Annotated in this window: 14 protein-coding genes and 1 other annotated feature (1 of these 15 only partly in view); of the genes, 11 read left to right on the top strand and 3 right to left on the bottom strand. The window is 42.5% G+C overall.

What is annotated here, in order from left to right:
- The first annotated feature begins 169 nt into the window (after positions 1-169).
- Positions 170-349 carry a YjzC family protein gene (locus tag ACIGG7_RS12425; protein ID WP_224941555.1) on the top strand — a complete coding sequence of 60 codons (180 nt, stop codon included), beginning with the start codon at positions 170-172 and terminating at the stop codon, positions 347-349.
- A gap of 121 nt (positions 350-470) precedes the next feature.
- Positions 471-3,062: an ATP-dependent chaperone ClpB gene (gene clpB, locus ACIGG7_RS12420; protein ID WP_224941554.1), complete on the top strand. Its 2,592-nt coding sequence runs from the start codon at positions 471-473 to the stop codon at positions 3,060-3,062.
- A 28-nt stretch (positions 3,063-3,090) separates the two neighbouring features.
- On the opposite strand, the gene ACIGG7_RS12415 is transcribed toward clpB, so the two are convergent.
- Positions 3,091-3,273: a DUF2929 family protein gene (locus tag ACIGG7_RS12415; protein WP_219166952.1), complete on the bottom strand. Its 183-nt coding sequence runs from the start codon at positions 3,271-3,273 to the stop codon at positions 3,091-3,093.
- 236 nt (positions 3,274-3,509) lie between these two features.
- Between ACIGG7_RS12415 and ACIGG7_RS12410 the strand changes: the two genes are divergently transcribed.
- The 4 genes from ACIGG7_RS12410 to ACIGG7_RS12395 all read left to right on the top strand — a co-directional run bounded on the left by ACIGG7_RS12410 (position 3,510) and on the right by ACIGG7_RS12395 (position 6,258).
- Complete coding sequence (locus tag ACIGG7_RS12410) at positions 3,510-4,253, top strand: hydrolase (RefSeq protein WP_224941553.1); 744 nt, start codon at positions 3,510-3,512, stop codon at positions 4,251-4,253.
- A 22-nt stretch (positions 4,254-4,275) separates the two neighbouring features.
- Positions 4,276-4,992 (top strand): hypothetical protein, encoded by a 717-nt coding sequence (locus ACIGG7_RS12405; RefSeq protein ID WP_397549912.1) that lies wholly within the window; start codon positions 4,276-4,278, stop codon positions 4,990-4,992.
- Positions 4,993-5,104: 112 nt separating this feature from the next.
- Positions 5,105-6,073 carry a BMP family ABC transporter substrate-binding protein gene (locus tag ACIGG7_RS12400; RefSeq protein ID WP_397549911.1) on the top strand — a complete coding sequence of 323 codons (969 nt, stop codon included), beginning with the start codon at positions 5,105-5,107 and terminating at the stop codon, positions 6,071-6,073.
- Positions 6,070-6,258: a ComZ family protein gene (locus ACIGG7_RS12395; protein ID WP_224941550.1), complete on the top strand. Its 189-nt coding sequence runs from the start codon at positions 6,070-6,072 to the stop codon at positions 6,256-6,258. The genes ACIGG7_RS12400 and ACIGG7_RS12395 overlap by 4 nt, the downstream gene beginning before the upstream one ends.
- 61 nt (positions 6,259-6,319) lie before the next feature.
- On the opposite strand, the gene ACIGG7_RS12390 is transcribed toward ACIGG7_RS12395, so the two are convergent.
- Entirely contained in the window at positions 6,320-6,526 is a 207-nt protein-coding gene (locus tag ACIGG7_RS12390; RefSeq protein ID WP_224941549.1) for a hypothetical protein, read from the bottom strand.
- A gap of 200 nt (positions 6,527-6,726) precedes the next feature.
- On the opposite strand from ACIGG7_RS12390, the gene ACIGG7_RS12385 reads away from it, so the two are divergent.
- From ACIGG7_RS12385 to ACIGG7_RS12370, 5 genes are all read left to right on the top strand, one after another.
- Positions 6,727-7,659 carry a beta-ketoacyl-ACP synthase III gene (locus ACIGG7_RS12385; protein ID WP_224941548.1) on the top strand — a complete coding sequence of 311 codons (933 nt, stop codon included), beginning with the start codon at positions 6,727-6,729 and terminating at the stop codon, positions 7,657-7,659.
- Positions 7,660-7,710: 51 nt separating this feature from the next.
- Positions 7,711-8,955, top strand: a complete 1,245-nt coding sequence (gene fabF, locus ACIGG7_RS12380) for a beta-ketoacyl-ACP synthase II (protein ID WP_397549910.1) — start codon at positions 7,711-7,713, stop codon at positions 8,953-8,955.
- A gap of 151 nt (positions 8,956-9,106) precedes the next feature.
- Positions 9,107-9,868: a DUF2268 domain-containing putative Zn-dependent protease gene (locus tag ACIGG7_RS12375; protein ID WP_397549909.1), complete on the top strand. Its 762-nt coding sequence runs from the start codon at positions 9,107-9,109 to the stop codon at positions 9,866-9,868.
- A gap of 123 nt (positions 9,869-9,991) precedes the next feature.
- Complete coding sequence (locus ACIGG7_RS23730) at positions 9,992-10,213, top strand: YuzI family membrane protein (protein ID WP_224941545.1); 222 nt, start codon at positions 9,992-9,994, stop codon at positions 10,211-10,213.
- Positions 10,214-10,296: 83 nt separating this feature from the next.
- Entirely contained in the window at positions 10,297-11,046 is a 750-nt protein-coding gene (locus ACIGG7_RS12370) for a YjbA family protein (protein ID WP_224941544.1), read from the top strand.
- Between the two features lie 103 nt (positions 11,047-11,149).
- Here ACIGG7_RS12370 and trpS read toward each other — a convergent pair whose 3' ends face one another.
- Positions 11,150-12,148: a tryptophan--tRNA ligase gene (gene trpS, locus ACIGG7_RS12365; RefSeq protein ID WP_224941543.1), complete on the bottom strand. Its 999-nt coding sequence runs from the start codon at positions 12,146-12,148 to the stop codon at positions 11,150-11,152.
- Positions 12,149-12,200: 52 nt separating this feature from the next.
- Positions 12,201-12,400: a binding site (T-box leader), on the bottom strand (it continues 33 nt past the right edge of the window).

The following is a 12,400-nucleotide window of genomic DNA, read 5'->3' as shown; positions in this document are numbered from 1 at the left end:
CCACATTTTTTAATTTAACACCATAAAGGGAAAGACTGTAAAGCCTTTTTCCGAATGTTAACCGAACCGTAACGTGTTTATCATATTTATCCTTCATATGGCATGCATGAATGCTCTGTACTGTAGAAAAATAGGAAGGAAGCATTGCTTCGAAAAAGGAGGGGTAACAATGGGACAATCACGCCAATTCAGGGCCGGGGACAAAGCTCCTAACAACGGTGAGTATATAGAAATCGGTGAAACGGGGAGCATGGTGAAAAATCCTCAAAAACTTCGTTTGAAAGCTGGGGAAAGGTTCCCTGAAAACTCCAATCACAATCGTATTTGGTCGTATGTGAGAAAACCATAAACAAGAGGAACAAGGATGCCACGATGAGGCGGTCCTTGTTCCTTTTCCTTTCCCTTTTTTCGTAGAAAGGGATATAATGTAAGTAAAGGTCAATAAAGGTCAAAATGAGAGGTGAAAAACGGTGAATGTTGAAAATCTGACTCACAGCATTCAACAAGGATTGGAATCGGCTGGGCAATTGGCCCAAGAAAAGCTACATACTGATGTCGGTGTATTTCATTTATGGAGGTCACTCTTAAAGGCAGAAGACGGATTCCTTGGAACCATTTACGATCGGGCAGGATTGAACATACAAGGGATGTTGGAGTGGTTAGATGAGAAGTTAGATACCATGCCTGCTGTAGAAGGGGAGGGAATCCAATATGGACAGTACCTTTCAAGGGACGTTCACCAACTTCTACAGGACAGTGAACGTCTAAAGAATAAATGGGATGATGACTACGTCTCTATTGAACATCTTGTACTCGCGTTGTGGAAACAAAAGAATCATGCAGTAACAGAATATTTAACGAAACAAAATGTAACTGAAAATGAGTTGCTAGCCATTATTGAAGAGATCAGAGGAGGGAGTAAGGTGACAACGCAAAACCCCGAAGTGAAGTACGAAGCCCTAAAAAAATATGGAAGAGACCTTGTGGCAGATGTCCGTTCAGGAAGAATCGATCCTGTTATAGGAAGGGATAGCGAGATTCGCCATGTCATCAGGATTCTGTCCCGTAAGACAAAGAATAACCCCGTCTTGATCGGTGAGCCAGGCGTAGGGAAGACGGCCATCGTTGAGGGTCTTGCTCAGAGAATTGTCAGGAAGGATGTTCCTGAAGGCTTGAAGGATAAGACGATTTTTGAATTAGACATGAGCTCATTGGTCGCAGGTGCTAAATTCAGGGGAGAATTCGAGGAACGGTTAAAGGCTGTTCTACAAGAAGTGAAAAAGAGTGAAGGACGCATTCTTCTATTTATTGATGAGCTTCATACGATTGTCGGTGCAGGAAAGACGGAAGGAGCCATGGATGCAGGGAACATACTGAAACCGATGCTTGCAAGAGGAGAGCTCCATTGTATCGGAGCAACGACCCTCAACGAATACAGAAAGTATATTGAAAAGGATGCAGCCTTGGAAAGGCGGTTTCAACAAGTACTCGTACAGGAGCCGGACGTGGAAGATACGATTTCCATCTTGAGGGGATTAAAGGAACGATTTGAAATCCATCATGGAGTCAATATTCATGACCGCGCTATCGTAGCTGCATCCAGGCTGTCAGACCGCTATATATCAGACCGGTTCCTGCCGGATAAAGCGATCGACTTGATTGATGAGGCATGTGCGATGATCCGAACAGAAATCGACTCGATGCCGTCCGAGCTCGATGAAGTAACACGTAAGGTGATGCAGCTTGAAATTGAAGAAGCGGCTTTGAATAAGGAAAAGGATGCTGCCAGTCTTCAAAGACTCGAGCGTATCAGGGAAGATCTAAGTAATCTAAAGGAAAAAGCCAATAGCATGAAATTAAAATGGACAAAGGAGAAGGAAAGCATCGCAGTCGTTCAAGAGAAACGGGAAGAGCTTGAGAAACTTCGGCGCATGCTAGAGGAAGCTGAGAGCGATTATGACCTCAATAGGGCCGCTGAACTCAGACATGGCCGGATTCCGGCAATGGAAAAGGAGCTTGAAGCAGTAGAACAGGAAATGATGAAAGAACAAGATGGCAGGCTGCTGCGTGAAGAAGTGACAGAAGAAGAAGTCGCTAACATTGTAGCGAGATGGACGGGAATACCTGTGACAAAGCTTGTGGAAGGGGAACGAGAGAAGTTATTGAAACTTGATCGCATTCTGCATGAGCGGGTGATTGGACAGGATGAGGCTGTTCAATTGGTCAGCGATGCAGTCATTCGGGCGAGGGCAGGAATCAAGGATCCGAATAGACCGATTGGTTCCTTCATTTTCTTAGGACCTACAGGTGTTGGAAAGACAGAGCTTGCCAAGACGCTAGCCCAAACGTTGTTTGACAGCGAAGAGCAGATGATTCGCATCGATATGTCTGAATATATGGAAAAACATGCGGTTTCACGGTTGATTGGTGCACCACCGGGTTATGTTGGATATGAAGAGGGCGGCCAGTTGACAGAGGCAATCAGGCGTAAACCCTATTCTGTCATATTGTTGGATGAGATTGAAAAAGCCCATCCGGAAGTATTCAATATTCTTCTGCAGATGCTCGATGACGGCCGGATCACTGATTCACAGGGTAGGACCATTGATTGTAAAAATACAGTCATCATTATGACGTCCAATATTGGTTCGGCTCATCTTCTCGAACGGAATAAAGGAGAAGATGAGATCGACAATGAAACAAAAGATCTCGTAATGGGGCAACTGCGCTCTTACTTCCGTCCAGAGTTTCTTAACCGGGTGGATGACATCGTCCTATTCAAACCGTTAAGTATCGGAAATATTAAAGGGATCATTGATAAGCTCATAGAAGAACTCCAGCATCGGGTGGAGGATCAGCATATCACGCTTTCCCTTACAGACAGGGCGAAAGAGTTCATTGCTGAATCAGCCTATGATCCTGTTTATGGAGCTCGACCTTTAAAGAGGTACCTACAAAGGGAGATCGAAACAAGGCTTGCACGGGAGCTCATTGCCGGGCATATCAGAACGGGTCAAACCATCACCATCGATGCAGGAGAAGATGGATTGATGATACATTAAAAAAAAGCAGCCGTATTGGCTGCTTTTTTTAATGGTTTTCGACAGGCTCGTTTGGAATAACAAGCGTGATAAGGAATACCAATACCGCGAAACAAACGGTAAGGATCAGTCCAGTTTGAAAATGGAATTCGATTCCATTCATGGAGCTTACTACGTAAGTCAACATTTCAGATAATGCAAAAGCCCAGAAAAACATCCAGAAAAATCTCACGCCAAGTCACCTCATTCCTATGTAATCAACTAAATCAATCGTATGTTGTCACTCATTTCAATCTTTCTTATTTTACCACAGCTAACTCAATTAATAAATGACTAATCTGTGAAATGTAAACCCTGTCATGATAGACGGAATTTGCAAATAATAGGGTGGCATTGGGCGTTCTTCCTTACCATTACTGATTTTTCACATAAACTATAAAGACTTACTATGTAAAAGGAGAAATTTGAATGTATCAGCGATTGTTTCAATTAGAGCAAGAGTGGTGCATGATTCATTATCCTGAACGCCCGAACGGATTCGCTGTAATGATCATTGGGGATTCCCATCACTATGTAGATGGGAAAAGCAGCTTTTGGATTCAGCATGAGGCACGCCATAAGTGGATTCAAGACCTGACCGCAAAGGGATATATTGTGTATTATAGTAATCTATATGGAGCGAATTGGGGTAGCGATCAAGCCGTGCAACTGTCCAGGCGACTTTATCAGTACGTGAAGAGGAATGAAATCATCAATGGAAAAATCCATATATTAGCAGAAGGTATGGGCGCATTAGTTTTGAAAAATTTGTACCCGAAATTGGAACATGATATTAGAAGCGTCGTCATTCTTTCACCTTGTGTGTCATTATATGATCACTTGGAACAAGAAAAGGAACAGAAATTTTTTTATAAAAAAGTGATAAAAGAGCTTTCACAGATGCTCAGGGTGAAGGAAGAGGAATGTGAAGCCTTCATCTCCAAGCAGTCCCATGACTACGAAATCTTCAAGACCATCTCGACACCACTATATATTGTACAGTCGATGACTCTTAATCGTTATAAAAATCAGTTCTCACTCATAAAAGATATATATACGGAGCGTTTACAAAATGGAATTTCAACGGATCTGTTTTTTGTCCTTCCTGAGAAACGGGGAACCCTCGGAGGAAAATTTGCCTCTTACTTTTCCTTACATGAGAAAGAGTTATAACTAACATATTGGAGTGATTGATTTGGATCATGCATTTGTATTTGCTGCACAACAGTTTTTGGGATTTGAGCTCTGTGACGCCCTTCTGGAAAAAGGATGGACTGTGACCGCCATTGATGAGAATAAAGCATTTGAGGATAAATGGCTGCAAATTGGAAGGAATGCAAATCTTGAGTACGTTCCATATGGGGATTGGAATCAGAACGTAAACTCAGAATGTACTGTGTTCCTTCCATATTATGACCAATTAAGAGGGGAAAAGGGCAGTTACTTGACAGCGGTGGATGGGCTCCTTGGAAAAATGGACCAGCCCCCCCATGTGGTTCGGATTTATTCGAATGAATTTGGAATTCGGAATGTTGAATCGGAGGGATCAATCTTTTACATTCCCACACTATACGGCATGCATCAACCGGAGGATTTTCTGTTTGCACAACTGTTAATGGGAAGGGAAGAAATCTCGGGATTTGTAGATGATCCAACGGGCGCGATATATGTGAAGGATGCTGCCAGAGCAATAGTCAATCTTTCATCAAAAAAAGAACGATTCATCCTTAAACCATTATCTGAAAGAAGTTGGAACGAAGCTCTTTCGTATATATCGGATGAAGAGTTTTCAACAAAATTTCGCCACGGCACACCAAAAGGTAAAGAGATCATTGTCAGACCATCCAAGTCTCATGAGAGCATTATTGATCAACAGCGAAAAGGGATTCACATGCATGAAATTCAGGAATGAGAAAACTTTTCCTTTTCATGAGGAGGAAGGTGAGGGTAAAATAAGGATGATGTAATAATTTTCTATTGTCCTTTTTATAGATGCTGCACGAGCTTTGAAGGAGTTGCTGCATATGATGAAGAGATGTTACGCGTTATTCTTGGTTGCATTCCTGCTGGGGCTAAGTGGTTGTTCAACAGGGAATAGCGCAGAAATAGACAAGGTAGGTTTATTGGTTCCTGAGGCAGTAAATGATGGAGTATGGGGAACGAAGGGATATAAAGGATTATTAAAAATACAATCGGAATATAATGCAGATGTCTTCTATAAAGAAGGAATGAAGAATGATACATCAATCAAGCAAGCAGTGAATGAATTTGATAAAAAAGATGTTACTTTAGTATTTGGGCACGGGAGTGAGTATGCCGAGGTATTTAATAATCTGTCCGCTGACTACCCTAACATTCATTTTGTCAGCTTTAATGGGGATGCCACTGAGAAAAACACGACAAGTCTGCGATTCAAGGGATACGCAATGGGTTTTTTTGGAGGTATGACAGCAGCCTTTCACTCTAAGACACATAAGGTCGGTGTGATCGCTGCCTTCGATTGGCAGCCGGAGGTTCAGGGGTTTATTGACGGGGCGAAATATCAAAACAGTGACACAGAGCTTGAGGTGAAGTACACCAATCACTGGGATGATTCAACTGCCGCACTTAATGAGTTAGACCGCTTAATAAGCGAAGATGTCGATGTTGTATATCCTGCAGGTGACGGCTATAATGTAGCTGTAATCGAAAAGCTTAAGGAAAAGGGACTTTATGCAATTGGGTATGTATCGGATCAATCAGATCTTGGGGAATCAACGGTCTTGACGAGCACTGTTCAGCATGCGGATAAGCTGTATAGTATTGTGGCCGATAGGCTCGTAAATGACAAGTTGGATTCCGGTAACCTGGAGTTTGATTTCGAAGACGGAGTCATATCCATGGGCAAATTCAGTCCCGTCATTCCGAAGGATTTTCAATCTGAAATGAAAAAGCATATTCAAAACTATATCGATACCGGCAAATTGCCGAATGGAAAGGAATCAAAGCAATGAATCAAGATAAAACAATGGAATTTATGCAGATTGCCATGAAGTACTTCCCACAAGCGAAGGAACAGCTGGATCAAGCAGGGGTCGAATTCTCACCTGAAATGTTACAGCCATTCATGACGCTATTCACACAGGTCATGAATGAGGCATATGAATTAGGTAAACAGGACGCCTTACATAAAGAGTAAGTGTATGAAAGAACGGGTCATCGAATAACGATGGCCCGTTTTTTTATGATTTACAACAGCTTTATTTGCCGTTTTTTAAAAATGGACTGATTTTCTTATAAAGGGGTTTTAACTCATCAATGGAATTCATGATAGATTGAACTCCGTCAAGCAGTGATCCCCCATCTGTCTTATTCTCTCCTTGTTGTAAAGTAGGTACTTCCTGGTTCTTCCTGCGTCCCCCGAACATCATCTGTTCAAATGGATGTTGCCGTTTTTCTTCAGACACATCATCACCCCCTCTGACTACTAATTAACCTATGATTGATGGGGTTGTACGAGTATGGTCAAACGTGTAGAAGAATGGAAGAAGTAAAAAATAATTGCAGAAAGTAGAAATCTTCGATAAAATTAGTACCAAGTCATAATAATTGATAATAAACCTAAAGTATATGAAAAAAATATAAAACGAAAGTAGGGAACGCCAGTATGAATACAGGTATTATTGGAATTGGACGTTATCTTCCTGAAAAGATTTTGACAAACGCCGACCTGGAGAAAATGGTGGATACTTCGGATGAGTGGATTCGAACACGGACAGGCATTGAAGAGAGAAGAATAGCTAATAATGAAACAAATACCTCTGACATGGCTTTTGAAGCCGCTAAAAAGGCCATCGCCGATGCAGAGATCACCCCTGAAGATATCGATATGATCTTGGTTGCAACGGTTACCCCTGACTATCCATTCCCTTCTGTCGCATGCCTTCTTCAAGAACGATTGGGAGCTAAGAAGGCTGCGGCAATGGACATCAGTGCCGCTTGTGCCGGCTTTATGTATGGTATGATTACAGCAAAGCAGTTTATCGATAATGGTGCTTACAAGCATGTCCTAGTCGTTGGTGTGGAGAAACTATCTAAGATCACAGATTGGGAAGACCGGAATACAGCCGTTTTATTCGGGGACGCAGCAGGTGCAGCCATTCTAGGACCCGTTCCTGATGGTAAAGGAATTCTTGCCTTCGAATTAGGATCTGATGGATCTGGAGCTAAGCATTTGTATCAAGACGAAAAATTGATCATGAACGGACGCGAAGTATTTAAGTTCGCGGTACGTCAAATGGGTGAATCCAGCATCAATGTCATTGAAAAAGCTGGATTGAAAAAAGAGGATGTGGATTTCCTGATTCCTCACCAAGCCAATATCCGAATCATGGAAGCTGCGAGACAACGGCTGGAGTTGCCGGTTGAAAAGATGTCCAAGACCGTCAATAAATATGGAAACACTTCAGCGGCTTCTATCCCAGTATCCTTAATCGAGGATCTGGAAGCGGGAAGAGTGAAAGAGAACGATGTCGTCGTCATGGTAGGATTCGGTGGCGGTTTAACATGGGGCGCGATCATCATGCGCTGGGGTAAATAATTGATAATCATAAGACAATCTACAACATGCAGATAAAGGAGATGGATTTAAATGAATAAGAAGCGTGTAGTCGTGACGGGCTTAGGCAGTGTCACGCCGTTGGGTAATGATGTTGAATCGACCTGGTCGAATATTTTAGCAGGGAAAACGGGTGTAGGACCATTAACGCGTTTAAACGCTGATGAGTATCCTGCAAAGGTGGCAGCAGAGTTAAAAGACTTTAATATAGAAGATTTCGGGGTGGAAAGAAAAGAAGCCCGAAAGATGGACCGCTTCACTCATTATGCGATTGCCGCATCCTTAATGGCTGTTAAAGACTCGAAACTTTCCATCACAGAGGAAAATGCTCACCGAGTCGGGGTATGGATCGGTTCTGGTATCGGGGGAATGGAAACATTCGAACAACAATACGAAACATTCCAAAAACGCGGATACCGTAGGGTAAGTCCATTCTTCGTACCGATGATCATTCCTGATATGGCTGCAGGACAAGTGTCCATCATGCTGGGAGCGAAAGGATTCAACTCTTGTACCGTAACGGCATGTGCAACAGGTACCAACTCCATCGGAGACGCGTTTAAAGTCATTCAGCGCGGTGACGCTGATGTAATGGTTTCAGGTGGAGCTGAAGCTCCAATCACCAAAATGTCCGTTGCCGGTTTCTGTGCAAACACAGCCCTTTCCACTAACACGGACCCTGAAAAAGCTTCAAGGCCTTTTGACGCAAACCGTGATGGTTTCGTAATGGGAGAAGGAGCGGGTATCGTCGTGCTTGAGGAGCTTGAGCATGCCCTTAAACGTGGAGCGACGATTTATGCGGAAATCGTCGGATACGGATGTACTGGAGATGCTTATCATATCACTGCGCCTGCACCAGCTGGTGAAGGCGGGGCGAGAGCGATGAAGATGGCACTGGAAGATGGCGGAATCCTTCCTGAAGAGATGGATTATATCAATGCTCATGGAACAAGTACACCATATAATGATAAATACGAAACGATGGCCGTGAAGGAAGTATTCGGGGAGCATGCATACAAATTAGCGATGAGCTCAACGAAATCCATGACGGGTCACCTTCTTGGAGCAGCAGGAGGGGTGGAAGCGATTTTCACAGTCCTTGCCATGAAAGACAGTATTCTGCCTCCTACCATCAATATTGAAACACCTGATCCAGACTGTGATCTTGACTATGTAGCAAACGAAGCAAGAGAGCAGGCAGTGAATGTAGCGATGAGTAACTCATTAGGATTCGGTGGTCACAATGCTACCATCGTATTCAAAAAGTATACGGACTAAATGAAACATGAGAGCCCCCAATCGAATTTGGCGGGCTCTTTTTTTGCATTCAGCTCCATAGGCGATTAAAGCTTACCCGTTGATGCTTTTCCGGTTGTGAATACACTCTTCCTTACATATAGATATAAAAAGCCGGAAAAGAGGGATGAAGGTGGCTGTTGCTCCTACCGATGTATGGTTAGAAGATTTAATCAGTAAGCCATTAGAACTGCTGAAGAAAACAATCAACGGTAAAGAGGACCAACAATCGTTTTACCACTATTTGATGAAGCATGGAATGTACCGGTCTGCACAGCATGCCGGTGACATCTTTGAGAAGTTGAAAGAAAAAGATATCTGGGCGAGATTTTCATTATATGAAAAGAAATACAGAAGGAAATGGAATGGCCCGAGTGTTCCGATTTATTTATTCCCCGTGCAGGAAAAAAGGGGGATGTTTCAGTCTTCAATGAAAAAATCAGGGGTGTGCTTCAAAGATGAAATATTCTTCTTTATCACTGACCAGGAAGACCCAAAAGAATATGAAGCACTATTTGTACATGAATACCATCACTGTGTCAGAATGAAGAAATTAAGTAAAAAGGAAGACCAATATACGCTGCTTGATTCCATTATCTTTGAGGGGCTCGCAGAAAATGCCGTCCGGGAATACTGTGGGGAGAAGTATGTAGCCCCATGGACCAAAGCGTATGAGGAAGCAGAGTTGTCAAGCTTCTATGATAAATGGATAGAACCCAATTTGGATGTGAAACGACGGAGCCCCCTGCATGATCAGCTTCTTCTTGGTCAGAAATCCTATCCGAATATGCTAGGCTATTCTTCAGGTTATCGATTAGTCCAAAACTATTTAAAAAACCAGGATACATCAACGATTTCACTCTTTGGTAAACCGTCGTCAATATTTTTACCATAGAATTCAGGGCAGTAACCGTGAAAATAGGCACCGGGTTCCGTCATATCTTCCCATTCCTTTCATAAACTATAGAAAGCATGGACGAGCTCCATTATCTTAATGTAAGGGATAGAGGCGGAAGGTATGGTGGGACAATTGTTTGGGCTCTTTATAGGATTTGGACTGGCTGTTTCAGGAGGGGTAAGCTTAATCATGTATTTAAATCTGCTCACGACTGGAATGAGTTTTACAGACTATATTTTTTTCGTGTCCTCTAGAATCGAATGTTATTTACTTCTATTAGGACTCCTCATCATTACGCTCTCGATTTATATACCCCGCAGAAAAAACAATGACTATCTATAAAACCCTGATTAATAGGAATAAATTTACACAGATTAGCCTATACTGATTGACAAATAAGATTGAAGCAAAGCGAGGGGTCAATCATGTTATATCTTCATGATGTATGGGTAAATTGGTTCGAAGGCGAAGAAAATGGCTATAATGTCTGCCATTTTCATGAGTGGAGAAAAGAGGACGTCATTGAATTATTAGATCAGGTTCCTCTGATTAAAGTGGACAAGTCACTGTTTCATTACATCGAGAATGATTTATCAGAGTTACCTCAACAACTGCTTAATAATGTCTATCAGAAAGCATACTTGCGAAAAAACCATGAACGGATACAGTTGGATTATTGCTTTATCGTCACAGATGGTACGGGAATACTTGCAATTGACACAATCGGGTATACTGTGCCAATCAGGAAGAGCAGGCTGATACCAAGACAAGAGCAATTGGTTTACGAAATGGTGGAAAGCCATGAAACGGTGCAGTACTCCATTCAGCAGGATCCGAAAAGAGAGGATGCCTATCACATCCTTTCACCGAATCCATATATGATGAGTGGACTGACGAGAAAAGAAAGGCAATTGAAGCAGCTGTTATTCATGGCATTGGATCAACTTCACAGTTCGAATAATACTGCGGAAATCCGATACTGGTATACGGAATGGGCACCTCAGCGCTACCGGACAATCCAAGCGATGGACTTTGAAGAAATATGGCAGATGCTCTATGAAGAAACCCAGTACGGTTGGTCGGACAAGCACCTGACACTGTGTGAGAACCTTATTAAAGGACAGCCCTTTTTTGAAAAACTGTGGGAAGTCGAGAATCGTCCAAAGGTAAATTAATGTATCCCTCTAAACCTTGAGCCGAGAAAGTGGCTTAAGGTTTTTTGTTAAAAGTAAATAAAAAACGACGGGACACTGGTATTGCCGTGTCTCGTCGTTTTTATTATTTTCTCTTTCTTTCTTTTCGTCCCAATCCCATCGCCTTTTCCATCTTTTTAAGCATTTTGTTTGCGGTGAAGTTCGCTTTTTCGGCACCGCGGTCCAGAATATCATCCAATTCCTCGGAATTGATCAATTCATAATAGCGGTCCTGTACAGGCTTAATGGCATTTACAACCACTTGAGCCAAGTCACCCTTGAAGTCTCCATATCCTTTGCCTTCATATTTCTGTTCAAGCTCTTCTATAGAACTACCTTCAAGAATCGAATAGATGGAAAGGAGGTTAGACACTCCCGGTTTATTTTCTTTATCGTATTTCACGATGCCATCTGAATCGGTTACGGCGCTTTTAATTTTCTTCTCAATTTGTTTCGGATCGTCGAGGAGTGTAATGAACGCCTTCTGATTCGAATCGGATTTACTCATTTTCTTTAATGGATCCTGTAGGGACATCACTCGTGCACCGACTTTAGGGATGCGGACTTCAGGTACTGTAAAGATATCATTGTATTTATTGTTGAATCGCTCAGCAAGGTTTCTTGTCAATTCAAGATGCTGCTTCTGATCCTCCCCGACTGGAACCAAATCCGTTCCGTATAACAGGATGTCTGCAGCCATTAAAGGAGGATACGTCAATAACCCTGCAGAAACGGCTTCTTTCCCATGGGATTTGTCTTTGAATTGAGTCATTCTTTCTAGTTCTCCAATATAGGTGACACATTGTAAAATCCATCCTGCCTGTGCATGTGCAGGGACTTCCGATTGAATGAATAATGTCGATTTCTCAGGATCGATTCCACAAGCGATATAAAGGGCAGCCAGACTGCGGATATTTTTTCGCAGCTCCATTTTATCCTGGGCCACTGTAATGGCATGTTGATCGACTACACAGAAATAACAATTATATTCCTCCTGGAGTTCTGTGAATTGCTTCATCGCTCCAATGTAATTGCCGAGAGTAATCGTTCCGCTCGGCTGAATGCCGCTAAAGATTGTTTTCATCTCTTTTTCCTCCTATATATAAACAAAATAAAAACCCACCCGTCCTATAAAAAATAGGGACGAATGGGATCATTTCCGCGGTGCCACCCTAAGTGCTCGAATGAGCCAGCTTAGTCCATGTTGAACATGGAACCCCTTTAACGTGAGGTTAATCCGTTATAAGCTACTCCGGTTCACAAATAAAGCTCAGAAGTCCATTCCTATTCTAATGAATACTTGTTCGCACCGGCCACAAGCTCTCTTTAAATCATA

It is taken from the genome of Rossellomorea sp. NPDC077527 (assembly GCF_044542955.1).
In the GTDB taxonomy this organism is placed as follows: domain Bacteria; phylum Bacillota; class Bacilli; order Bacillales; family Bacillaceae_B; genus Rossellomorea; species Rossellomorea aquimaris_E.
This window is presented reverse-complemented; position numbering and strand designations above follow the sequence as displayed.